Raw genomic sequence first — 22,461 nt, 5'->3', positions numbered from 1 at the left:
ATTTTCATTTTCTGTGGTGCCCGCCAGGGCATGGGTGGCTAACGGCTGTGGATATTTTGGCTCGAATAACCCTTTTTAATAGCTGGAGGTTAACTATGAGGAAAACATTTACTGAATCCATTAAAGAAACCCTTGGCTTGGAAGTTGCAAAGGTTGGGTACAAGTCAACACCACCAATGATTTCCAGAAATGACTATTGTATATTTGTGAAGCGCTATAACGAAAAAATTGCACTGTACATAAAGTGCACTGATAATCGGGCAAAGGGAGGCGATGTGGTAATAGCGCTATGGATCGCTCCGGTTGAGTTTCCTGATGACGTAATAGAAGTGCTAAACATTGGCTTTAAGATTGTGGTCTATTCCAACTACGAAATATCTGATGAAATTGCCCAATCCATTAGCAGCAAAATTATAGAATTAACCGGGAGTATTTCCAGTTTAGCTGTAGCGGTAGAGAAAGATATGGCGAGCCCTTTCCTAGTAAACGGCAGAACAAAATTGTATTTTTACTCAAGGGAAATGTACGAAACGCTCTGTTCCTCAAAAGAGCTGGAACAACCCTTTGAAGAGCTGAAAGCCTCGACTAAAAAATGCATTGATAGCAAACTGTCAATCGATAAACTCAAGGCTCAGTGTACTTCATTTATTAGGGAATTGGACGATAGGTACTTCTCATCCCCTATAACTCAGCTAGAGCCTGAAGAGAAAGGAAGATTATTGGCACGCGTGCTGTATGCGGAAATGTTGATTTAGTAGAAATGCAAAAAAAACAGCCAAACACTATAGATTCAAACTTCGTAAATGGTTGCCGTTATTCGGCTAACCTGTCTCCCGCCGTTGTGCGGGCTTTTTTTCTTTTCGCTGGAGCTCATGTAATAATCGGAGGCGCCTCTTGCTGTTTCGCGCGGAATTTTCACAAAACCGCCATTTTTCCGAAACCGGCGGCGTCCGAGGCCGTATGAGTTCATACAGGGACCCCGCCATACGAATTTGACGGGGGAATAACAGACAACAGACCTCGTTCCCCTCTACCAACCATTAAAGGAGGCTGCAGCATGTTAAGAAGACTGTTCCATAAAGTGATGGACTCTGTGAATCATTCCAAGCACAAGTACGGCCACTATTCCAGCAGCAACCGCCGGGGAAGGCATGGGCACGGATACGGCGGATACGGCCACTCCAGCAGCGCCCGTCCGGTTTACCGGGGAGGCTCGTCTTCGGACTACCGCCACGGCGGAGGGCAGTACGGACACCGTCATTACAAAAAACGCTACCATTCCAGCTAAACGGCATTGCCGTTTACACGCAAGCAAAACCCGTACCGGGTCAAGGGAGTTCCTTGTCCGGTACGGGTTTTTGTTGTGGGGTCCGGCGGCTGGCTCAGGCGCTCCGCAAGATGCGGGCACCGCCTCAGCTTTGCGCCAAAGCCTTTCGCAAATCGGCAGTAAACGCCTCCGAACCACTGTACGGCTTTTCGAGGCCAAGCAGCCGGGAAAGCATCTCCCGGACCGGAGGAGATACTGCCAGTTCTTCCTGCCAGCTTCGCTCGTCTCTTTCGGGATCGGGGGCATAACCGGAATAAAGCATAAAAAGCATCAGATGCCCGATCTCGAACAAATCCGACTGGATCTCGGCCGGCATGCGCTGCGGCTGCGGATGCGGCTGGGGCGCAAAGCCTTCCGCTTCCTCCGGTTCGTTGTCTCCGATCCGGCGGGCGAGGCCGAAGTCGATCAAATGCAGCCCGTCCTCCAAAATCAGCACATTCGGAATGCGCAGGTCCAGGTGGACGTATCCTTTGGCATGCACGTAACCGACCCGTTCCATAAGCTGCAGGGTCCAGTCCAGGCAATCCTTTTCCCCGAATACCCGTCCGTCCTCGAAAATCAGATCCTCCAGCGTCCGCCCCGCCACGTATTCCAGAACAAGCCAGGCGGTTCGCCGGTTCTCCACAAAATCCAGGCAGGACGGAATAAACGGATGATCCAGCGCAAGCAAAATGTCCCGTTCCCTGGCGAGCAGGGCGGTTCCCGCCGTTTTTTTGCTCGGCTTGGCCTGCTTGACCGCCACGATTCGGCCGCTTTCTTCATCCAGACAGCGGTACGTCAGCCCGTAGCTGCCGATGCCAAGGAATTCCAGCACGCGATACCGGCCCCCGAGCCGTTTTCCTTCCGCCGCGGGATAATCCCGCCAGGCGTTTGCGATTTCTCTCCATCTTCGCAGCAAGGCGCTCCTCCTTTTTGAATCAGAACCGGAAATACGCCTTGGCATTCCGGTAGCAGATTCCTTCGACAAGCGCTCCCAGCGTTTCCGGATCGCCCGGCACTTCTCCCCGTTCCGCCCATTCGCCCAGCAGGTTGCACAGGATTCTCCGGAAGTATTCGTGCCGCGTGTACGAAAGAAAGCTGCGGGAATCCGTCAGCATGCCGACAAAGCGCCCAAGCAGGCCGTTGTTCGCCAAAGCCCGCAGCTGGGCCAGCATGCCGTCCCGGGTGTCGTTGAACCACCAGGCCGCCCCAAGCTGCATTTTTCCGGGGATATTGCCGCCCTGAAAGCAGCCGATCGCCGTGGCCAGCACGTCGTTGTCCCGCGCGTTCAGCGAATACACGATGGTACGCGGCAGCGCATCGTCCCGGTCCAGCAGATCAAGCAGCCGGATGACCGGTTCGGCCACCGGCGCGTCATGAATCGAATCAAAGCCGGCGTCGGGCCCAAGCCGTTCGAACATGCGCGTGTTGTTGTTCCGGCGGGCGTTGACGTGCAGCTGCATGGCCCACCCCCGCCCGGCGTATTGACAGCCAAGAAACCGCAGGGTGCAGACCTTGTAGGTCTGCTCCTCCGCAGCCGATACCCGTTCGCCTTGCAGCGCTTTTGCAAACGCGGCGGCTGCAGTCCGCTGGTCGGCCTCCGCAATCGGCACCGTATCCAGGCCATGGTCCGAAATCCGGCAGCCGGCGTCATGGAAAAAGCCGATCCGGTCCGCAAGCGCCTGGAGCAGCCCGTCGTAATCGGAGACCGGCCGTCCCGCCGCCTTTTCCAGCTGCCGCAGCCAAGGCAGGAAAGCATCCTGGCCAATCTCCAGCGCCTTGTCCGGCCGAAAGGTCGGCAAAACACGGAAGCCAAGCCCGTCCTCCTCCCGCAGCTTCAGATGATACGCAAGCGAATCGGCCGGGTCATCGGTCGTGCAGAGCAGCTCCACATTGGAGCGGCGGATCAGCTCGCGGGCGGAGAAGCCTTCGCCGGCAAGAAGCGCCTGGACCTTTTCCCAAATGGCCGGCGCATTCGCCTCGCTGATCGTTTCCTCCACGCCGAAAATCCGCCGCAGCTCCAAATGCGACCAATGATACAGCGGGTTGCCGACAGCCATCGGAACCGTACGGGCCCAAGCCAAAAACCGGTCGTAATCGCTTACATCCCCGCCGCCGGTCACCCGTCTCTCTTCCTCGCCGTTGGCCCGCATCGCCCGCCATTTGTAATGGTCCCCGTACAGCCATAGCTCGGTCAGGTTGCGGAACCGCTTGTTCTCATAAATCTCTTGCGGACTTAAATGACAATGGTAGTCCAGGATCGGCAGCCCTTTGGCGTATTCGTGATAGAGCCGGGAAGCCGTTTCACTGTGCAGCATAAAATCTGCATCCATAAATGCCTTCAATCCGTTCACCGCCTGTCGGTAGACTAGAATTACCACCAGCATAACGCAAACGCCGGGTAAAATCGACAGCTGGCCGAGGCGGTTCTTCCGATCGGCAAACGGCTGCGGCGGAGCTGCCGGCTCCATCCGCGGCGGAACCGGACGGTCCGCCGTTTACTCAAATCTTCTGCGGGCGGGCCAGGAGCCTTGCAGCTTTCGGATGAGAACGATCTGGCCGATGTGGTACGCATCGTGCAGGACCAGGCTGTTTGCCCAAGCGCTGACCGTCGTCCTTCCAAGCGGCTGCTCATAATGCTCGTCGCCGAGCCCCGCCAGATACGCGCGGATTCCGGCATGGATTTCTTTTAAACGGGCCACGGTTTGGCCCCAGGCCTCTTCCCCGCTTTCGCGGACGGTGAAGGTGTCGTCGTTGGTCTCGGCGTCTTCCCGCTCCGGCTCGCCTTTGATCTTGCGCAGAAGCTGGTCCTTGTAAAAAAGCAGATGATTGACCGTCTCCCAAATGGAGTTGGCCGCCTGGCCTTCCGGCTTCCACAATGCCTGCTCAGCCGTCACCCCGTTCAGCACCTCGTTTATCGGCGGGAACCAGTCCTCCTTGTCCATGCAAAAATCCCAGTTTTTCAGCAGCGCTTCGGTTCGGGTCATTTTCGTTCCTCCTCGATAAAATATGAGTGCCATAGTAATACTTAAACTCCGGAAGTAAGTAACCACCAAAAAACTTATTGGTTGTTACGGAGAATTTACCATATGCCTTTGCCGCCCGTCAAGTAACCTCCTAAGTTCTTTTGACTTGGTACAAGCCACGATTCCCTGTTACAATGAAAATTGCGAAGATTGTCCATGGAATAGGGAAGATTTCCGTTGTAATCGAGAAGATTCACTTTATAACCGGGAAACAACTTCCCCTGAAAGGTCGGTTTTGTATGCTTTGGGTGGACTTTTTAAATAGCTATTGGCGGGATTGGCGATACGGCGGGCCAAGCCGGGACCGGCTGGAGGACCCCGAATGGGTGAGCGCCTGGCTGAGCAAGCACGGGCTGGAGGCGGAGACCCCGCTCGATTCGGAGGAACGAAGCGAACTCGTTTCCTTTCGCACCTGGCTGTTCGAACGCGTGCAAACCATCGCCGCTGGCGGTGCCCTGAGCGATTCGGAGATCCTTTTCCTGAACGGCATCCTGGAGCAGGGGCCGGTAACCCGCCGTCTCGTCCCGGGCGGCCAAGGCGCATGGAGGCTGGAGTCCGTTCCGCTTCGCACCGGCTGGGCGGCGATCCGCGCCGCTGTCGCGGTTTCTTTTGCCTCTACGCTCGCCGACAAGGAAGCCGCGCGCATCCGGGTCTGCGACAACCCGGACTGCTTGTGGGTCTACTACGACGACACCCGCAACCGGTCGAAGCGCTATTGCGACGACAAAGCATGCGGCAACCTGCTCAAGGTCCGCCGGTTCCGCTCCAAACGCAAGGCGGCGGAAGAAACGGCGAACAAAGCGGAGCCTTCAGGGGAAAAGCAGGAAGCCGGCAATGACAAACGTGCGGGTCGTTAAAATTAGCGACAAAAAACCGCGTTATTTTTAGGATGCCTGAAGCCATCCAGCCCAGAGAACGCCCCCTTCCCGCATTCAGTTGGTTTTCAATTTTATGGTTTATACTTGCCGGTAAATTCGATTCGGCAAGAAGTGTGGAACGTGGAAAAGTGGAAGGAACGGCGAACGAAAATCGGCCTGCTGCTCGTGCTGGCGTTGGCTGCAGCAGCGGCCCTCTATTCGCTGGCCCAAGTGGGCGGCTCCGCGGGTAACGGTACCAACATCGACCTGCGCAGCGGAAAACCGGGCTTTGCGGCAGGCGGCCCGGGCGTCCGGACGGAGGCCCGTCGAAACGGGCCTGCCGGTTTGCAAGAAAGTGCTCCTGCCGCTATTCAAGAAGGTGAAGCCGCCGGTCGAGGCAATGCCGAACCGTCCGCCGAGGAGCAACATGAAGAGCCCGCCCTCCCCGAAAGCGGACCCGGGTTCAAGGCGGGCGATGGCGACGGCGCAAACAATGCGGAGAACGCCGGAAGCGCCGGGGCAGCCGAAACAGGCGGAGTACCCGACGAAAGCGCGCGGGTTGAATCCCGCTCCGGCTCTGGCGGCTGGTCGGGCACCCTGGGCGATCTGCTGATGAACGTTGTCTCGTTCGCCAACGTGGCTTTGTTTGTTTATCTGGCGACAACCGCTTGGGATATCGCCGTCCGCGGGCGGATTCGCGGGCTTGGCGCCGGCGGGCGGCAGCCGCTCCCCGAACCCGGTACCCCGTCTCTCCCGGATGAGCCGCCTCCCGCTTATTCCGGGTCGACCGGCTTCCAGCCGTAATACGGAATCGTCTCGTCGTGATCCGATTCCGGCATGCCGGGCACAATCAAGCCTCCGTCCACGCGCAAAGTGGCGCCGGTCATGTAAGAAGCGGCGTCGGATGCCAACCAGAGTACGGCCTCGCCGATGTCCTCCGGCTTTCCCGTCCGGCGGAGAGGGATTTTCTTCGCCAGCCATTCATACTGCTCCGGCGCCACCTCCTCGATCTCCGTCGCGCCCGGGGCTACATTGTTGACACGGATTCCATGCGGCCCCATCTCCAATGCAAACGAATCGCCTGCCCGGCTGAGCGCCGCCTTCATACCCCCATACACCGCGTCGAGCGGGTAGGCGCGTTCCGCGCGGGTGGAGGTGATGTTGATCAGGCTGCCCCGGATCCCCCGGTCGATCATATGCTGCGCAACCTCTTTCATCAGAATGAGCGGAGACACGAAATCGACGTTGATAAACGACAGCATCTCACCGATCTCCAGCTCCGTCAGCTTGGCGCGGTAACCCGCACCCGCGTTATTGACCAGCAAATCTACAGTACCAAGCCGTTCGATAGCCTCCCGGGCGTAAGACTTGGCCGTCTCCGGGTCGGACAGGTCCCCTTGGACGATGTGAAGTGAAGTTCCGTAAGCGTCACGAAGCTCGGCGGCCAGCTTTTCGGCCCCCTCCGCGTTCGACCGGTAAATGGTGGACAGTTCATAGCCGTTTCTCGCCAGCACCCGGGCGATGCCTGCTCCGATTCCGCTGCTTGCTCCGGTGACGATGGCCGTTTTCCGTTTTGCCGTTCCGCCTGTTTCCTGAAGGGTCATATTCATCTTCTCGCATCCTTTCTCTATTGGATTATTACCTTTTACCCAAGGCTCAGTCCGGGTTGCCGCCCCAAGCCAAAAAAAAACGGAGAGCGCTGGGACTGGACGGTGAAATCCAAGCATCGGGATCGCCATCTAAAAACAGAAGCATCCGCATCCGCCAGAAGAACAACTCGTTCCCCTGTGCATAAAAAAACGCCGTTCTCCCCGCGACCACGGCAATCGCAGGAAAAACGGCTTTTTTTGTGCCAAGGGACGGCCAGCCAAATGGTTGAACGACAAGCTGTTCCCGATGCCGTACCGGCTTCCTTCCAGCTCCGGGGCCAGCATCCCCTCCTCTCCGCGGACCGGGTTCAGCGCGCCGGTCAGCCGATATACTCCGTTGGCTCGCAATGCCGCATCCAGCCGAAGCGGGTTGACTTTTCCATTCAACTTGCGGATTCTCAGCCCTACACGGGCTTCCCGCCCTCTTGTGGAGCAACCAGCGGGTTTTTTCCCGTTTGCCGGGCATCGGGCACCGGAACGGACAGCGTTCCCGCCGTCTGGCTGCCGCTCCGCTCTCGTCCGTCAGACGCCGGGTTCTGCCCGAAGCTCTGCTCTCGCCTCCCAGACACCGGGGGCGGTCCGCAGCTCCGGCCCTCCGCCGCCCCGGCCGCATGGACACCCGGATGACCGACCCGCTTCCAGCTTGGTGCCGTCCGAACGATGTAGAGGGGCCGGCCTTTCGTTTCGTCGTAAATGCGCCCGATGTATTCGCCCAGCACGCCGAGCATAATCAGCACAAAGCCGTTGAACACGAGGGTGACGGCGACCATGGAGGGCCAGCCCCGTATCGCTTCATCCGTAAAAACAGCCACGTACAAAACGTAAAGCAAGTAGAGAAACCCGACGCCTGAAAGCAGCCCGCCGGCATAACCCGCCAGCTTAAGCGGCTTGTGCGAAAAGGACGTAATGCCGTCCAGGCAAAGCTTCAACATGCGCTTGAGCGGATATTTGGTTTCCCCCGCCGGGCGTTCGTCCCGAACGTACTCGATCGCCGTTTGCCGGAAGCCGATCCAGCTGACCAGCCCGCGGACAAATCGGTTGTTTTCCGGCAGCCGTTTCAGCTCGTCCACCACCTTCCGGTCCATCAGGCGAAAATCGCCCGTGTCCACCGGAATGGGAATATCCGCGGCCTGTCGCAAAATCCGGTAGAACATCCCGGCGGACCATTTTTTGAACCAGGTCTCGCCGTTGCGCTGAATGCGCTGCGCGTAGACCACCTCATACCCTTCCCGCCACTTGGCGATCATCCCGTGGATCAGCTCCGGCGGGTCCTGCAGGTCGGCGTCAATGACGACAACCGCGTCGCCCCGGGCATAATCCATGCCGGCCGTAATGGCGATTTGATGACCGAAATTCCGGGAAAAATCAATCAGCTGCACACAGGGGTCGTTTTGTCCGAACGCATAGATGATTTCCGCCGACCGGTCCTTGCTGCCGTCGTTGATGAAGAGAAGCTCGTAGGGTTCGCCCGTGTCCCGCATGACCTTCGTCAGCCGCCAGTAAGTCTGTTCGATCACCTCTTCTTCGTTGTACATGGGAACGACAATCGAGTAACGCACGCTGTTCATTGCGATTCCCCTCCTTCGGCCGCTCCGGTTGCGCTCAGCTCGTATAAAGTGCTGCCGCCGGCTCCCCCTGCCCCTGCTCCTGGGGCCGAGCCGGATGCCCATTCCGATGAAGGAATTTCTTTGCCGTGCTCCGTCACCCACTGCGCGAGCGACGAGCTGCCGCCCCTGCCGAAGCCGCCGGACACAACAAAATACTTCAGCCTTCCTTCCGCCACCAGCACTTCCAGGTCTTCCGCCGTCAAAACGGGGTCGTTGCCGGAAAACCCGCCGGTGATAATCACACTCGCGCCTTCCTCGATGATATAGGGAGCGGCGGTGCCGTAGTTGGTGGTCGCGAACAAATAGTCGGCGCCGGACGCATTTTCGCTCAAGTAGCGGTAGAGGCCTTCGTCCAGCTCGCCGCCTTCGTTCATCCCGCCGCCTCGTCCGGCAGCTGCGCCCGGCATCGCGCCGCCGTTTGCATCCGGCATGCCGCCCGGTCCGGGAAGCTGCCCGGCCGCCGCCGTATCGCCGGTTGATCCGGCAGCCGCGCCAGGGAAGGTGGGCCCGCCTTCGTTTGATGAAGCCTCTCCTGGCGGGATTCCATTTTGGCCGGCTGCGTCCAATTCGGGCGGTGTGCCCGAGTCTGAACCGCCTGCCGCTTCCTGACCGGGCTGCGTGTCCGTATCCGCCGGACTGCCGCCGCTCGCGCCCGCCATGGCGGGCTGGGCTGCGCCGGGGCCGCCGTTTGGCGTGCCGCCGTCCCGGCCGCCGGTCCACTCGCCGGCTTGTCCGTCGGCCGGGGCATACGCACCTCCGCCGGCCGGACTGAAGCCGGTGCGGTTGCCGGCTACCGCAAACCCGGCGCCGCCGCCGAAGCCGCCGCTACTCGCGCCCGGCCCGGCTTGCGGCAGCATGCTGTTCTGGCCGTAGGCGATCGGTGTCGCCGCCCAGTACAGCGGGCCGGTGAGGACAGCCGCCAGCGCGAGCGCCGCAAAAGCGGCGGTATACCGCGTCCCGCGGCGTTTCAGGGCGGCCAGCAGCACAGCCGCCGTCAGGCCGCCGATCAGCACGCCCTGCGACCAGGCTGGCCCAATGGTGCCATCATAAGGGTGCATAATGTACCAGGCGAACAGCGTTGTCGCCGCGACCGCCGCCGGGAACAGCCAGGAGCGCCAGTCCGCGGGGTCGCGGTACCGCCGCCAGAGCTCGGTCCATCCCGCGCCGAACAGGGCGGCGACCGGCGGAGCGAGCATAATCAGGTAATAGTGATGGAAAAAGCCTGCGACGCTGAAAAAGCCCATGACCGGCAGCAGCCAGGCCAGCCAGAACAGCGTTTCTTTGTGCTTTCGAGTAAAGTTCCGTCGTCTGAATCCCGCAAACAAAGCGATACAGGCTATCAAAGCGAACGGAATTAGCCAACTGGCCTGGCCGGACAGCTCGGACCGGAACAGACGCAGGGGGCCTTCCGTGCCGGTGCCGAACATGCCGCCGCCACCTCCGCCGGGCCCACCTCCGTCATTGCGGCCTCCTGCGGCAGGCGCATTTCCGGCACCCCTGCCATCTGCCTGGCCGCTGTCAGCCGCTCCGGGCGCAAAACCGCCGCGGCCGCCGCCACCTCCGCCTTGGCCCCGGTCGCCGGTCAGGCGGGAAAGGCCGTTGTAGCCGAGCGCCAGCTCCAGCACCGAGTTGGTGCTGCTGCTGCCGATGTAAGGGCGCTCGTTTGCCGGAATCGAATCGACGATGACCGCCCAGGAGAGCGAGATGCAAACCATCACTGCCGTTGCGCCGGCCAGCACGCCGGTTTTCTTTTTCCAGCCGGCCTTCCAGCCGATCAGGTAAAGCAGGTACATCGCCGGAACGATCATGTACGCCTGCATCATTTTCATATTAAATGCAACACCGATAACCGCGAACGCTCCGATCAGGCTCCCGACGCTGTTCTTGCGGATGCCCCGAAAAAGCAGCCAGACGCCCGTCAGCAGGGCAAACACCAGCATGGCGTCAATGTTGTTGGTCCGGCTGACTGCGACGGCGACCGGCGCGCAGGCCATGGCGGCCGCACCGAGCCGGGCGGCTCCGGTGCCGAAGGCCGGCTTCAGCAAAACGTACATCAGAAGCACGGACCCCACACCCGCCAGCGCCTGGGGCAAAATCACGCTCCAGCCGTGAAGGCCGAACAAATACGCGCTCAGCGTCTGGATCCAGAACGTCACCGGCGGCTTATCCACCGTAACGAACCCGGCATCCAGCGACGCGAAGAAAAAGCTGCGCCAGCTCTGCAGCATGCTTCCGACCGCCGTCGTATAATACGTGTTGGCGTACTGCTCCGCCCAGATGTTGTAGCCATTAAAAAAAGCGGCCAATAAAGCGATGCCGGCCAAAACGAAGTCGAATCGTCCCTTCCGGCCTGCCGCTTCGGGTTTTGGTTGGTTCATCGGTTCCCCTCTCCTCACTTGCGTCTCCCGGTTCCGGCCGCCCTTTTGTCCGTTTGTGTCCGCCGTCCTTTGCCGTTCGGACCGGATGCCGCGCCGCCGGTGCTTTCATTGTGCCCGCCGTTCCTTAACGCTTCATGAGCGGCCGCTGAATATTTGCTGAAAGCCTCGTCCGCGCCTTTTCAGCCAGCGTTAAGCTTTCTGTTGTTTACTTATAGATAGGAGAAACCGATGCCCGGGAGGCTGTCATGAAACCGATTAACGGGATAAAAATTCTGCTTGCGGACGACGAGCCGCATATCCTTCAGTTTTTGGAGATGGGCCTAGTGAATGAGGGCTTCGAGGTCCGTACCGCGCCGGACGGCAAAGCCGCGCTGGAGCTGGCCGAAAGCTTTCAGCCCCATGTGGCGATTCTCGACGTAATGATGCCCGGGACGGACGGCTTCGAGGTGTGCCGCAGCCTCCGGGAGTCCGGCCATCCGGTGGCGGTCATCATGCTCACCGCCAAGGACGAGGTAAACGACCGCGTCAAAGGCCTCACGCTTGGGGCCGACGATTATGTCGTCAAGCCGTTCAGCTTTGCCGAGCTGCTTGCCCGCATTCAGGCCCGGCTGCGCAACCAGTTTCCCGATCTGCTGGGCGAGGTGGTGCACGGGCCGTTTCGCGTGGACGACCGCCGCCGGGAAATCCTGTACCGGGGGGAGGCGCTCGCCCTTTCGCCGACAGAATACGAGCTTTTGAAATTTCTGATTCTGAATCACGGGATCGTGCTGAGCAAAACCATGATTTTGGACCGGGTATGGGGATACGATTTTGGAGGCGAGGAAAACATTGTGGAGGTGTACATCCGCTCTCTTCGGGACAAGCTTGGCGACAAGGAGCACCGGCTGATCCGGACGCTCCGGGGCGCAGGATACCGGGTGGACTTGCCATGAACAACGGAGCCGGAAAAAGAAACCGAAAAAAACGTGCTCCTTCCTCGCTGCGCGCCCAGCTGCTCATCCGTTCGCTTTTTGTATTGGCCGCGCTTCTGGTGGCCATCGGCTTGTCGCAGTATTGGCTATCCAAAGATTTTCTTTACAAAAGCCGGGCGGATGCGCTGCAATCGCAAGCAATGACGCTTCCCCGCGACCTGTTCCCCGGCGGCGCCGTTCCGGGAGGCCCCGTCGCCCCTTTGCCGATGTCTCCTTCTGCAGAGCGCGGCGCAAACGAACGGCGTTTTTTCTTCATGGATAACTTGTCCCTGGCCATGATCCGGCAGGATGGAACAGCCGCGGATGTGCTAACGGGGGAAGGGCTTACCGCTCCGCTTCTGGACAGCTCGGCTTACCGCCTTTTGATCGGAGAGCTTGCGGAGGAACGGCCCGGGGAACGAAACGGGGAATACCGGCTGCTGAAAAACGCGTCGGGCGAGGAGCAGCTGGTCGTGTTCCGGCTGATCGGGCCGCGCGACAATCCGCTCGGGCTGATTCAGCTCGGGGAAGCCGCCGGCCCGATCCGGGCGGCGCTTCTTCGCCAGCTGCTGACCTTCATCGGGCTGGCTGTCCTTGCGACGGGCGCGGGGCTGCTCCTGTATGCTCCCGTCATCCGCCGGACGCTTGTACCGCTGACGCGTATAATCGGGGCCGTCGAAGCGACCGATGCGGGCCGGTTGAACCACCGCGTCCCCGCCGATCAGGGGCAGCGGGAGATCGACCGGCTGGCCGCATCGTTCAACGGCATGCTGGAACGGCTGGAGGGATCCTTCGAGGCGGAGCGCGAAGCCAAAGAGCGCATGAAGCGGTTTGTGGCGGATGCCTCGCACGAGCTGCGGACCCCGCTCACCTCGATTCACGGCTTTTTGGAGGTTTTGCTGCGCGGCGCAGCCTCCAACCCGGAGCAGCTGGAAAGAGCACTCCGGAGCATGCACGGCGAATCCAAACGGATCAACAAGCTGGTGGAGGACCTGCTGCTGCTCTCCAAGCTGGACCGGGACCCGCAGCTTCAGCTGGCGGTTGTCCCGCTCGACCGGCTGGTCCGGGAAATGGAGCCGCAGCTGCTCATGCTGGCGGGGGAGCGGGAGGTTCGTTTTTCGCTTCGGGAAGGGGGAATGCTCTGCCCCTGCGACGCCGACAAGATCAAGCAGGTTGTGCTGAACCTGTTTCAAAACGCGGTCCAGCATACGGACCCGCAAAGCGGCCGGATCGGGCTGATTCTTGGCGACGACGGGTCGGCCGCGCGTCTGACGGTGCGGGACAACGGCCCGGGCCTCGCGCCGGAGCACCTGCCGCTCGTCTTCGAGCGCTTCTACCGCAGCGACGCGGCAAGAGCGCGCAAATACGGCGGCGCGGGCCTCGGCCTGGCGATCAGCAAGTCCATCGCCGAGGCGCATGGCGGCGGAATCTCCGCCGAAGGCGCTCCGGGCCAAGGAGCCGCGTTTACAGTAACGCTGCCTTTGGCGGAAGGCGGGGCTTTTTCGCCGCCCAAGCCAGTGCCGGAAGCCGAATAGCAACAAAAAACCTCGCAATTTTCTGTCATTTACCGCTTTACGGCTAAAACGTCGCTACGCGGCACTCCCCGCCCCGAAAAAAGCAAAAGGAGCTGCGCGATGGTGCTTCACCGTCGCGCAGCTCCTTTAATTGATGCAGGCTTGTAGAGAGAATCTTCTCTCTTTTAGGTAAAATCCCGATGCCGGGATACTCCGGCGGTTCCGTCGTTTGCTAATAGGAGTGTCAACGTGCTACTTCTGCAAGCTCCCCTTTACGCGAACCCGCTGCAAACGCAGCGCGTTCAGCACAACGGACACGGAGCTCAGCGCCATGGCGGCGCCCGCTACCCAGGGCGCGAGCAGGCCGGCGGCGGCTATCGGGATGCCCAGCGTGTTGTAGCCAAGCGCCCAGAACAGGTTTTGCCGGATGTTCGCCATCGTCCGCCGGCTCATGTAGAGCGCGTCGGGGATCGCGGTCAGCTCGCCGCGCATCAGGGTCACGTCGGCGGCTTCCATCGCCACGTCCGTTCCCGTGCCGACCGCCATGCCGATGTCGGCCGTCGCGAGAGCCGGGGCGTCGTTGATGCCGTCGCCGACCATCGCCACCGTCAGGCCCTGCGCCTGCAGCTTGGCCACCTCTGCGGCCTTGCCCTCCGGCAGCACCTCGGCCAGCACCCGGTCGATGCCCACCTCGGCGGCGATGGCCCGGGCGGTGCGCTCGTTGTCGCCGGTGATCATGACGACGCCGATGCCCATCTCCTTGAGCCTCTTCACGGCGGCCGCCGAAGAATCCTTCACGGTGTCCGCCACCGCCACCATACCGGCGTACCGTCCGTCCACGGCGACGAGCATCGCCGTTTTGCCCGCTTCTTCCAGAGCGGTCATCCGGTCGTATGCCCCTCCCGCCTCTACGCCTTCGCGCTCCAGGAGGCGGCGTGTTCCGGCCAGCACCTCGCGTCCCTCGACGGCCGCCTTGATGCCGTAGCCGGGAATCGCTTCAAACCGCTCCGCCTTCGGCATCGCGATGCCGCGTTCGGCAATGCCCGCGACAATCGCCTCCGCCAGCGGATGCTCGGACCCTTGCTCGGCCGCGCCGAGCAGCGCCAGAAACGCGGCTTCGTCGCCCTCCGCGCTCACATCCGTCAGCTTCGGCTTGCCGTTCGTGACCGTACCGGTTTTGTCCAGCACAACCGTGTTCACTTTATGCGTCCGCTCCAGATGCTCGCCGCCCTTGAACAGGATGCCGAACTCCGCGGCCCGGCCGGACCCGGCCATGATCGAGGTCGGCGTTGCCAGCCCAAGCGCGCACGGGCAGGCGATGACCAGCACGGCGATCGCATTTTCCAGCGCGTTTGCGAAATCCCACGGGGTGACAAAGAAATACCAGACCAGGAAGGTCAATACCGCGATGCCAACCACAATCGGGACAAAAATGCCCGAGATCCGGTCCGCCACCCGCTGAATCGGCGCTTTGGAGCCCTGCGCTTCTTCCACCACCCGGATAATTTGCGCCAGTGCCGTTTCCCGGCCGACCTTGGTCGCCTCGACCCGCAGCACGCCGTTCTTGTTCAGCGTCGCCCCGATGACGGCATCGCCCGGCTTTTTGCCCACCGGGAGGCTTTCGCCGGTCAGCATCGATTCATCGACGGCCGACGCTCCTTCGACTACGACGCCGTCCACCGGAACCTTCTCGCCGGGCCGGACCAGCACGATGTCGCCTTTTTGCACATCCTCCACCGGAACCGTCTGCTCAATCCCGCCGCGCACGACCAGCGCGGTTTTGGCGCGCAGGCCCATCAGCGACTTGATCGCGTTCGAGGTGCGGCCTTTGGCCAGCATCTCAAACCATTTGCCGAGCAAAACCAGCGTAATCAGCACGGCGCTCGTTTCAAAATACAGCGTAGGCCCGTGATGCGGCGAGCCGTCCGCCGCCCACAGAATGGTTTGATACAGACTGTAGAAAAAGGCGGCCGACGTCCCGAGAGCAACCAGCACGTCCATGTTGGCGCTGCCGTTCGCCAGCGCCTTCCAGGCTCCTTTGTAAAAGGGCCAGCCGATGTAAAACTGCACCGGGGCGGCGAGCGCCAGCTGCACCCAGGGATTCATCAGCACATCGGGAATGTAAAGTCCCGACGTAAACGTAAAGTGCGCGACCATGCTCCACAGAAGCGGCAGCGACAAAAGCGCGGAAATCAGCAGCATGCGCTTGTGGCTGCGCAGCTCGCGCTCGCGGTGATCCGCCGCCGCGCCGTCTTCTTCCTTGACGTCGGCCCGGTAGCCGAGCTGCTCCACCTTCCGCTGCATATCCTCTACCGAAACCTCGGCGGGCGAGTATTCAACCCGCGCCGTCTCCAGGGCAAAATTCACCGAAGCGGACGAAACGCCCGACAGCTTGCTTAGCCCCTTCTCGATCCGGGCGGCGCAGGCCGCACAGGTCATGCCGGCAAGCCGCAAATCCGCCGTCTCTTTCACCGTGTCGTAGCCGAGCTTGCGGATGCTTTCTTCCATCGCGCTCAAGCCGATCCGGTCGGGATCGTAGGAAACGCTCGCCTTTTCCAGGGCGAAATTGACGTTGGCGGATTCGACCCCCGCAAGCTTGCCGAGCCCCCGCTCAATCCGGTTGGCGCAAGCCGCGCAGGTCATTCCGGCAATTTGCATAGTGGCCTGTTTTGTAGTTTTTGTACCCGTTTGTTCCATCGTCATCCGTTCCTTTCTTCTCCGCCGTTCTCGCTCTTCGCTGCGTACCGGCCGCAGGCCGGTCATTTAAACGACATCGTACCCTTGCTCCTCAATGGCTTCCTTGATTTGATCCAGGGTCAGCTTGGACTCGTCGTATGCGACATCGACCGTCTTGGCCGGCAGGTTGACCGAGCCGGAGGCGCCGATTCCTTTCAGCGCTTTCTCGACGGATTGCACACAGTGGTTGCAGCTCATGCCTTCTACTTTCAGCGTTGCGTTTGTCATGGGATCGTGCTCCTTTTTGAATGGATTTGATGTGTTCTGTGAAATTAGTATACCCCCCTACCCTATATAGAGTCAAGTGGAAGGAGAATTTTTTTCTCCCTGCTATTCTTATCCCCGGATTTCTTTCCGGCTAACCGCGCCCGTTATTTCATCAGCTTGCTCATGGTCGTGATAATTTCGTTCACCACCTCGGTGTCGCCTTCCTGCAGCCGCTCGGCCACGCAGCTCTTCAAGTGTTGCTCCAGCAAAAGGCGGCTGACCCCGTTCAGCGCAGACTGTACGGAGGCAATCTGATTGAGGACATCGTCGCAGTAGGTGTCCTTGTCGATCAACCCCTTGATGCCGCGGACTTGCCCTTCGATCCGGTTCAGCCGGCTCGTCAGGTTCGCCTTCACCTGCTCGGAATGATGGCTTTTGCGCCCGCCTTCCCCCGACGCGCAGCTTGCGCAGCCGATTTCGTTTCCGGCGGAGTCCGCGCTTTGCCCGCCGTTACCCAAGGCCATATCCTCCTGCTGCTTTTGTTTTGCCGCTTGTTTTGCCATGCCGCTCTTCCTTTCTGTTCCACAGTTTGTTCCTTTTTAGCCCGTGCCTGCCGCCGCCGGTTCTTCTCTGTTTCCGCCGGGTATCAGCCCTTTTTCCAAATGATTCAGTCACCCCAGCGGACGCCCGCTCTCCAATGTCGCCAAGCTTGGCATCAGGTGAAGTCGTACTCCGCGAGCTTCCGTTCCTTCCCGCAAGTCCGCCTCCCCTTTCCGTTATCATACTACAAGTGCGCCGCCGCTCAAACCCTAGCAAAAAGGTCGGTTTTTATCTTGAAAACCGTCCGGTCTTGTGTCATTGTAAAAGAAACAAGCCCGGCGGCGGCGTCCGCCGGCTCAATCACGCGCACAAGGGAGCGAGCCGATTGGTTGCGATACACGAACGCATCGCCAACGCGAAAGCGAAAGACATCTACTTGTCCATCCGCCGGCAGGGCCGGGCCTCCAAGCTGGCTTTGCTGGAAGAAAGCGGTCTGACGGTCAGCACGCTGACCCGGCTGCTGGACGACCTGCTGGAGCAGGAGCTGATTGTCGAGGTCGGCTTCGGGGAGTCGACCGGCGGGCGGCGTCCGATCTTGTACGAAACCAACCCCGTCTACGCGTTTCTGCTCGGACTGGACATTTCCCGCCTGCATGCCAAGCTGGCGCTGTTCGACCTGCACCTGCGGCCGCTCGCGGAGCATACCTGGCCGATGGATGCGGAGCTGACGCCGGACCGGCTGATGGAGCGGATTGCCGCTGGGCTGCCGCGCTTGTGCGAAGAAGCCGGCCTGGACCCGGAGCATCCGGCGGGGAACATCCTTGGTATGGGCGTCGGCGCGGTCGGCCCGCTTGACCGGGAGCGCGGGTTGATTCTGAACCCGCTGCATTTTTCCGCGCCCGGCTGGCGGCAGGTGCCCGTGAAGGAGCGCCTGGAGGCGCTCTTCGGCCTGCCGGTGTTCCTCGACAACGGCGCGAACGCCGCTTTGCTTGGCGAATACTGGGCCGGCAGCGGACGGAAAGGCCGCCATCTGCTGTATCTGCATGCCGGCGTCGGCCTGCGGTCCGCCGTCATGCACGACGGCCGCATTCTGTACGGCGCGGCCGATACCGAAGGAGCGGTCGGCCAGATGATTATCGACGCCGCCGGTCCGCCTCCCGGGAACGGCGGCTTGAATTACGGCGCCTGGGAAACCTATGTTTCCATTCACACGCTGGAGGAAAAGGCGCGGGCCGCCTGGCGGATGGGACGCGAGACGACGCTGCGCGCGCTGGCTCCGTCGCCCGAGGAGCTGGCTTTTCACCACCTGGCGGCCGCGCATGAAGCCGGAGACCCGCTGACGACGGAGCTTTTTCTGCAAACATCGGGTTATCTGGGCATCGGGCTTGCAAACCTGATCAATGTGCTGCATCCGGAGCAGATTATTCTCGGCGGCCCTCTCTTTGCGGCGGGCGACGCGCTCTTCCGGGAAGCGGCGCGGATCGCCCGGGAAAAAACGTATTACCGCGACCAATACGATCCGCGGTTCGCCCCCGCCGCGCTGGGCGAGGATGCGGTTTCCACCGGCGCGGCCGCGCTTGTACTGGGGAAGCTGACCGACTGAGCTTATCTTTTTGGCTTCCCGGGGCAGGACCGCCCGCGCATAAAACCGGACCGGCAAGGAAAAACCGCCCCTCTATTGTCCCACCTGCTAACAATAGAGATGCGGTTCGGCAAGAGCTCCTTGTCCGGTCCGGTTTCTTTTGGCGGAATTGTGGGGCTTGGTTCCGGCTCTGGCAAGCCTCGTTGCAAACCCGCCGTTTTTTCGTGCAAGCCGGCAGCCAGCCCCGCTTGCCGGAGCATGGCTGGCCGTCTCGCTGCTCGCCTTCGCTTCCTTACGCCGCCGGCATTTCCGATAGCTTGATGGTAATGTTGGACGGGTCCTTTACAAACCATTCGCCTTCGGTCTGCACGGCTACCACTCCGGCTTCCTTCAGCCGCCGCAGCAGCTCCGCAAGCTCCCCGCTTCCGCCGAGCACCAGAGTAAAATGCGCGATACCCGCCGCATTCTCCGGGGCGGGCGGCGCGCCGACCCCGGCCCAGGTGTTCAGGCCGATGTGGTGATGATACCCGCCGGCGGATATAAACAGGGCCGACGAGCCATAATGGCAGGTAACGTCAAAGCCCAGCACCTCGGTGTAAAACGCCCGCGCCTTTTCCAGATCGCTCACGTGGAAATGGACGTGGCCGATCACGGTTCCTTCCGGCAGCCCGCTCCATTCCAAATGCTCCGCGTCGTCGATCATGCTTCTTACATCGACCGGATCGGTCGTCATGATGTATTCGCCGTTCGCATCCCGCCGCCAAGTCTCCCGGGCGCGGTCCCGGTACAGCTCAATGCCGTTGTTGTCCGGGTCGTTGAGGTAAAGCGCCTCACTTACCAGGTGATCGCCCTGTCCGACGGGAATCTGATGACGGATCAGATTGCGGAGCACCGAGCCCAGCGAAAGCCGGTCCGGCAGCAGAATGGCGAAATGATAAAGCCCGGCAACCGCTTTGCGCGGGGATACGACCGCCTGCCCGATTTCCCGCAGCGTCAGCAGCGCTCGTTTCCCGTCCACGGTAAGCTCGGCCTCCCTCTCCGTCCGCCGCAGCACGCGAAAGCCAATGACCTCCGTATAAAAAGCGACGGAGCGTTCCAGGCTGCTTACTTTAAGCACCACATCTCCGATATGGGTGCGCGGATCCAAAGTCGCGTTCATGTTCCTCATCCTTTCCGTCCCGATTTGAGCAGCAAGGCGTCAATGGAAAACGGCGTAGCCTTTGCCGCGAACAGATGCAGCGCCACCAAAATAAAGGCGATGTCCAGCTCATAACCGCCGAGAAGACCGGCGTCCAGCTTGGCGGTAAAAATTGCGCCAAGCAAAATCACCACAAAGATAGCGGCAAAATAGCGCGTCGCCAGTCCGAGAATAAGCGCGACCCCGCCGACCGTCTCGAGAATGGCGACCGCATAAGCCAGAAATTCGGGCAGCCCGATGCTGGCGAACCAGCCCGCCGTGTTTCCCAGTCCATTCTGTATTTTGTCCAGCCCGTGCAGCATAAATAGAATGCCCAATCCAACCCGCATGATCGTAGTCACAATCGTATTGAAATTCATTTTCCCGCTCCTTTTTTATTATTAATTTTTCATTTATATTGCAAATATCCATCGCAAAAAATAAATCGTTTCCCTGGATACGCAACTTACTTTTTGTGGAACCTTTGCTCCGCGCAACCCGGGACAGGCCAATTTTCCGAGGCAAGCCGGATCGCACAAGTCAAACCTGCCGCTATCCCGCTAAGGCCAGAACAGAACGAACCTTTCCTGCTGTAACCCTGCTAATCCGGCTTCTCCTACCGTGACCGGGACAAGCTAATTCTCCCGAGGCGACCAGGCAAACTGAACGAATCTGCCTCAACCCGCAGACCCGATCACTTCGAGACCATTCCGCAAGTCTGAGCGTTTCGCCCCAAACCGCAGACCCCATCTCTCCGAGGCAACCGGAAAATTCCCCTTCCCCTATTCCCAGCCAATTGGCGTCTTGCTGGCCCGTCTTGTCCAACTCCTTTCCTTCCAAAAAGTAAGTTTGTTATTTTTAATAATTATTATTTTATAGTTGCAATTTATCATGCGCTTCTTCTCGTGTCAAGATTTTTTTGATACAATAAATATAATATATGCATTAGAAATAAATGAGGAGGCTTCCCGTGGACATCGGCTCCAACATTCGCGCCATCCGCAAAAAGAAACAGCTTTCCATCCAGCAGCTTTGCGACAAAACCGGCTTGTCCCAGGGGTTTCTCAGCCAGGTGGAGAACAACAAAACCTCTCCGTCTGTCGCGACGCTCGACAGCATTGCAACGGCTTTAAACGTTCCGCTGGCGTTTCTGCTGGTGAAAAAAGAAGACCGCATGCACATCGTCCGCAAAGACGAACGCCGCAAAACGGTTTACGGGAAAGAAAAGCTGATCGTCCAGCACCTGAACGACCGGGGCAACGAGAAGCTGCTGCTTGTGGAAATGCCCCCGGGCTCGGCAACCGAAGACACGCATTCGCACGCGGGAGAGGAAATTCATTTCGTCCTTCAGGGGACGCTTTACGTGGAGCAAGGCGACGATTCCGCAACCGTATACGCCGGGGATACGTTCGCCTGGAAGGCCATTATGCCCCACTACGTCAAAAACATCGGGGACGAAACCGCGCTGGTCCTGATCTCTGTGTATATCGATTAAGGAATGGGCCGAGCCTGATTTCCGTGCATATCAGTTAAGGAATGGGCCGAGCCTGATCCGTGCATATCGATTAAGGAATGGGCCGAGCCTGATTTCCGTCCGCATTCCGTTATCGCCCTGATAGTTTCCCGCCCGAAATCAAGAGCGTTGCCCTCCGTTTGCCACAAGGGCCATGCGGGGACGTTTTTTGTTCGGCCAACTGGCAATCCGGCCTCGGGCGCCGGCTTTACGGTGTTACGATGCTTGCAGCCTTTTACGCTGCTGACGGGGAGCGCCTTTTCCTCTCGTTTTTCCTCATAATCTTGGTATGAGGTGACGACTGTCCCGCTTAGAACGGTGCCCCATATTCTAACGGTTGCCACAGAGCTTATTCGGGCAAAAACCCGCCCTGCTTTTTCTCTAACGGTTGCCACGGAGCTTATTTCGAGAAAAACGGCCGAAATGAAGCAAAAAAACGAAAATAAGCCCTGTGGCAACCGTTACAATTTGAAACCCTCGTTTTTCGGCCAAATAGCCGCTGTGGCAACCGTTAGACACCTGCACCTTCCCGCCACCTCCGATAATGAAACTTGATGGCTTGCTTTATTGCAAAATATCGCATCTTTCGAGCAATCCAGAATCACGGGTGAGGTTCGCAAAGTCTTCGCAAAGACTCCATACCCTTCCCCTGAAAGCAAAGATCGGCAGCGCTTAGGCTCATAAGCGCTCATTACTCGTACTTGGGAAGAAATAGTTCATACTTCATTACGGTCGTAACCGAACAGCATTTCTTTTTATGATAAACGAACGAGGCACAACCTTCTTCGATTCAAAACGACTGGACCTGCTAATCCTGATTTTCTTGCTCAAACCATTAACGGTGAAAAAGATTATTGCCATTGGCATTTTATGGTATTAGCCTTTTGTCTCCCAACACAGGAGGACGACCATGCAGAAAAAAATCGGCTATCTGTCCGCCTTGCTTTTAGCGGTTGCCCTTGCCGTTTGCAGCCGGCAGTCCAGCACGGGAGCTTTGGTTCAGGTGCGGCAGAAAGGAACCACCGCCCAAGAAGATTGGGTTGTGGTGGAGAACTTGTCCCACAAGAGTACCCGCCTCGTGTTAAACGATAAGAAACAGTGGAACTCGTTTCTGGTGAATGAAGAATATCACCTACCGTCAGAGGGGCTCTAAGTCTCCTTTCCTGGTGAACATTACCCGAAAGATTACACAAGACGCGTCGAGTAGCTGAGCAGCAGCGCAAAAACACCGGTTCCCCCGCTTCATAGCGGCGGGAGCCGGTGTTTTTCATCACGTCTTTTGATGGTGATTCTCTTTTTCGCTTTTATTCTACAGCTTTCGTTCTTCCGTTCCCGTCACAGTTGTTCTACAGCCTACGGGCTCGTTTCAACGTATGCATTGCTTAATGTTGCGTTGCGTTCTTTATGTTGCATTCCTTA

The 22,461-nt window shown here is 59.4% G+C and carries 20 protein-coding genes; 9 read left to right on the top strand and 11 right to left on the bottom strand.

The window, feature by feature from the left end; all coding sequences use genetic code 11:
- On the top strand, positions 1-755 hold a 755-nt coding region (locus AC6I6H_RS12955), incomplete at its 5' end, for a hypothetical protein (RefSeq protein ID WP_497954263.1).
- A gap of 302 nt (positions 756-1,057) precedes the next feature.
- On the top strand, positions 1,058-1,288 hold the full coding sequence (locus tag AC6I6H_RS12950; RefSeq protein WP_497954261.1) for a hypothetical protein: 231 nt from the start codon (positions 1,058-1,060) through the stop codon (positions 1,286-1,288).
- A 124-nt stretch (positions 1,289-1,412) separates the two neighbouring features.
- On the opposite strand, the gene AC6I6H_RS12945 is transcribed toward AC6I6H_RS12950, so the two are convergent.
- The 3 genes from AC6I6H_RS12945 to AC6I6H_RS12935 form a co-directional block, all read right to left on the bottom strand.
- Entirely contained in the window at positions 1,413-2,225 is an 813-nt protein-coding gene (locus AC6I6H_RS12945; protein ID WP_497954259.1) for a serine/threonine protein kinase, read from the bottom strand.
- 19 nt (positions 2,226-2,244) lie between these two features.
- Positions 2,245-3,651, bottom strand: a complete 1,407-nt coding sequence (gene uxaC, locus AC6I6H_RS12940; RefSeq protein ID WP_497954270.1) for a glucuronate isomerase — start codon at positions 3,649-3,651, stop codon at positions 2,245-2,247.
- Between the two features lie 153 nt (positions 3,652-3,804).
- Positions 3,805-4,293 carry a DinB family protein gene (locus AC6I6H_RS12935; RefSeq protein WP_497954257.1) on the bottom strand — a complete coding sequence of 163 codons (489 nt, stop codon included), beginning with the start codon at positions 4,291-4,293 and terminating at the stop codon, positions 3,805-3,807.
- Between the two features lie 278 nt (positions 4,294-4,571).
- Between AC6I6H_RS12935 and AC6I6H_RS12930 the strand changes: the two genes are divergently transcribed.
- Positions 4,572-5,189: a CGNR zinc finger domain-containing protein gene (locus AC6I6H_RS12930; RefSeq protein WP_497954255.1), complete on the top strand. Its 618-nt coding sequence runs from the start codon at positions 4,572-4,574 to the stop codon at positions 5,187-5,189.
- Between the two features lie 141 nt (positions 5,190-5,330).
- On the top strand, positions 5,331-5,993 hold the full coding sequence (locus AC6I6H_RS12925) for a hypothetical protein (protein ID WP_497954254.1): 663 nt from the start codon (positions 5,331-5,333) through the stop codon (positions 5,991-5,993).
- On the opposite strand, the gene AC6I6H_RS12920 is transcribed toward AC6I6H_RS12925, so the two are convergent.
- The 3 genes from AC6I6H_RS12920 to AC6I6H_RS12910 all read right to left on the bottom strand — a co-directional run bounded on the left by AC6I6H_RS12920 (position 5,963) and on the right by AC6I6H_RS12910 (position 10,823).
- Positions 5,963-6,799 carry an SDR family NAD(P)-dependent oxidoreductase gene (locus AC6I6H_RS12920; RefSeq protein ID WP_497954253.1) on the bottom strand — a complete coding sequence of 279 codons (837 nt, stop codon included), beginning with the start codon at positions 6,797-6,799 and terminating at the stop codon, positions 5,963-5,965. The two genes, AC6I6H_RS12925 and AC6I6H_RS12920, sit on opposite strands and share 31 nt — an antisense overlap.
- A gap of 443 nt (positions 6,800-7,242) precedes the next feature.
- On the bottom strand, positions 7,243-8,406 hold the full coding sequence (locus AC6I6H_RS12915) for a glycosyltransferase family 2 protein (RefSeq protein ID WP_497954251.1): 1,164 nt from the start codon (positions 8,404-8,406) through the stop codon (positions 7,243-7,245).
- The gene (locus AC6I6H_RS12910) at positions 8,403-10,823 is read right to left on the bottom strand and encodes a glycosyltransferase family 39 protein (RefSeq protein ID WP_497954249.1); all 2,421 of its coding nucleotides are present in this window, start codon (positions 10,821-10,823) and stop codon (positions 8,403-8,405) included. Before AC6I6H_RS12910 ends, AC6I6H_RS12915 begins: the two co-directional genes overlap by 4 nt.
- A 245-nt stretch (positions 10,824-11,068) precedes the next feature.
- Here AC6I6H_RS12910 and AC6I6H_RS12905 point away from each other — a divergent pair, with 245 nt between their 5' ends.
- Both AC6I6H_RS12905 and AC6I6H_RS12900 read left to right on the top strand, forming a co-directional pair.
- Positions 11,069-11,755 carry a response regulator transcription factor gene (locus AC6I6H_RS12905; protein ID WP_497954247.1) on the top strand — a complete coding sequence of 229 codons (687 nt, stop codon included), beginning with the start codon at positions 11,069-11,071 and terminating at the stop codon, positions 11,753-11,755.
- Positions 11,752-13,308 carry a sensor histidine kinase gene (locus tag AC6I6H_RS12900; RefSeq protein WP_497954245.1) on the top strand — a complete coding sequence of 519 codons (1,557 nt, stop codon included), beginning with the start codon at positions 11,752-11,754 and terminating at the stop codon, positions 13,306-13,308. The genes AC6I6H_RS12905 and AC6I6H_RS12900 overlap by 4 nt, the downstream gene beginning before the upstream one ends.
- A gap of 231 nt (positions 13,309-13,539) precedes the next feature.
- Here the strand turns inward: AC6I6H_RS12900 and AC6I6H_RS12895 are convergent, their stop codons facing one another.
- The 3 genes from AC6I6H_RS12895 to AC6I6H_RS12885 all read right to left on the bottom strand — a co-directional run bounded on the left by AC6I6H_RS12895 (position 13,540) and on the right by AC6I6H_RS12885 (position 16,754).
- A complete protein-coding gene (locus AC6I6H_RS12895) occupies positions 13,540-15,984 on the bottom strand; it encodes a heavy metal translocating P-type ATPase (RefSeq protein WP_497954269.1) in 2,445 nt (814 codons plus the stop codon).
- Between the two features lie 66 nt (positions 15,985-16,050).
- Positions 16,051-16,251, bottom strand: coding sequence for a copper ion binding protein (locus AC6I6H_RS12890; RefSeq protein ID WP_497954242.1), 201 nt, complete (start codon positions 16,249-16,251; stop codon positions 16,051-16,053).
- A gap of 143 nt (positions 16,252-16,394) precedes the next feature.
- On the bottom strand, positions 16,395-16,754 hold the full coding sequence (locus tag AC6I6H_RS12885; protein WP_497954268.1) for a metal-sensitive transcriptional regulator: 360 nt from the start codon (positions 16,752-16,754) through the stop codon (positions 16,395-16,397).
- A gap of 401 nt (positions 16,755-17,155) precedes the next feature.
- On the opposite strand from AC6I6H_RS12885, the gene AC6I6H_RS12880 reads away from it, so the two are divergent.
- Positions 17,156-18,373, top strand: a complete 1,218-nt coding sequence (locus AC6I6H_RS12880; protein ID WP_497954241.1) for an ROK family protein — start codon at positions 17,156-17,158, stop codon at positions 18,371-18,373.
- 271 nt (positions 18,374-18,644) lie between these two features.
- Here the strand turns inward: AC6I6H_RS12880 and AC6I6H_RS12875 are convergent, their stop codons facing one another.
- Together AC6I6H_RS12875 and AC6I6H_RS12870 are read right to left on the bottom strand one after the other, a co-directional pair.
- Entirely contained in the window at positions 18,645-19,511 is an 867-nt protein-coding gene (locus AC6I6H_RS12875) for a VOC family protein (RefSeq protein WP_497954240.1), read from the bottom strand.
- Positions 19,512-19,516: 5 nt separating this feature from the next.
- On the bottom strand, positions 19,517-19,909 hold the full coding sequence (locus tag AC6I6H_RS12870; protein ID WP_497954239.1) for a DoxX family protein: 393 nt from the start codon (positions 19,907-19,909) through the stop codon (positions 19,517-19,519).
- Between the two features lie 590 nt (positions 19,910-20,499).
- Here AC6I6H_RS12870 and AC6I6H_RS12865 point away from each other — a divergent pair.
- Together AC6I6H_RS12865 and AC6I6H_RS12860 are read left to right on the top strand one after the other, a co-directional pair.
- Positions 20,500-21,024: a helix-turn-helix domain-containing protein gene (locus tag AC6I6H_RS12865; protein WP_497954238.1), complete on the top strand. Its 525-nt coding sequence runs from the start codon at positions 20,500-20,502 to the stop codon at positions 21,022-21,024.
- 928 nt (positions 21,025-21,952) lie between these two features.
- Entirely contained in the window at positions 21,953-22,195 is a 243-nt protein-coding gene (locus AC6I6H_RS12860) for a hypothetical protein (RefSeq protein ID WP_497954236.1), read from the top strand.
- Positions 22,196-22,461: the final 266 nt, after the last annotated feature.

It is taken from the genome of Gorillibacterium sp. sgz306347 (assembly GCF_059735245.1).
The sequence above is the reverse complement of the archived record's forward strand: the minus strand, read 5'-3'. Positions and strand labels throughout refer to the sequence as shown.

Bases quoted from the DNA above. Each gene is read 5' to 3' on its own strand.
- AC6I6H_RS12915 (WP_497954251.1), bottom strand. From the start codon at position 8,406: ATGAACAGCGTGCGTTACTCGATTGTCGTTCCCATGTACAACGAAGAA.
- AC6I6H_RS12910 (WP_497954249.1), bottom strand. From the start codon at position 10,823: ATGAACCAACCAAAACCCGAAGCGGCAGGCCGGAAGGGACGATTCGAC.
- AC6I6H_RS12885 (WP_497954268.1), bottom strand. From the start codon at position 16,754: ATGGCCTTGGGTAACGGCGGGCAAAGCGCGGACTCCGCCGGAAACGAA.
- AC6I6H_RS12895 (WP_497954269.1), bottom strand. From the start codon at position 15,984: ATGGAACAAACGGGTACAAAAACTACAAAACAGGCCACTATGCAAATT.
- AC6I6H_RS12900 (WP_497954245.1), top strand. From the start codon at position 11,752: ATGAACAACGGAGCCGGAAAAAGAAACCGAAAAAAACGTGCTCCTTCC.
- AC6I6H_RS12930 (WP_497954255.1), top strand. From the start codon at position 4,572: ATGCTTTGGGTGGACTTTTTAAATAGCTATTGGCGGGATTGGCGATAC.
- AC6I6H_RS12890 (WP_497954242.1), bottom strand. From the start codon at position 16,251: ATGACAAACGCAACGCTGAAAGTAGAAGGCATGAGCTGCAACCACTGT.
- AC6I6H_RS12870 (WP_497954239.1), bottom strand. From the start codon at position 19,909: ATGAATTTCAATACGATTGTGACTACGATCATGCGGGTTGGATTGGGC.
- AC6I6H_RS12920 (WP_497954253.1), bottom strand. From the start codon at position 6,799: ATGAATATGACCCTTCAGGAAACAGGCGGAACGGCAAAACGGAAAACG.
- AC6I6H_RS12950 (WP_497954261.1), top strand. From the start codon at position 1,058: ATGTTAAGAAGACTGTTCCATAAAGTGATGGACTCTGTGAATCATTCC.
- AC6I6H_RS12875 (WP_497954240.1), bottom strand. From the start codon at position 19,511: ATGAACGCGACTTTGGATCCGCGCACCCATATCGGAGATGTGGTGCTT.
- AC6I6H_RS12860 (WP_497954236.1), top strand. From the start codon at position 21,953: ATGCAGAAAAAAATCGGCTATCTGTCCGCCTTGCTTTTAGCGGTTGCC.
- AC6I6H_RS12935 (WP_497954257.1), bottom strand. From the start codon at position 4,293: ATGACCCGAACCGAAGCGCTGCTGAAAAACTGGGATTTTTGCATGGAC.
- AC6I6H_RS12905 (WP_497954247.1), top strand. From the start codon at position 11,069: ATGAAACCGATTAACGGGATAAAAATTCTGCTTGCGGACGACGAGCCG.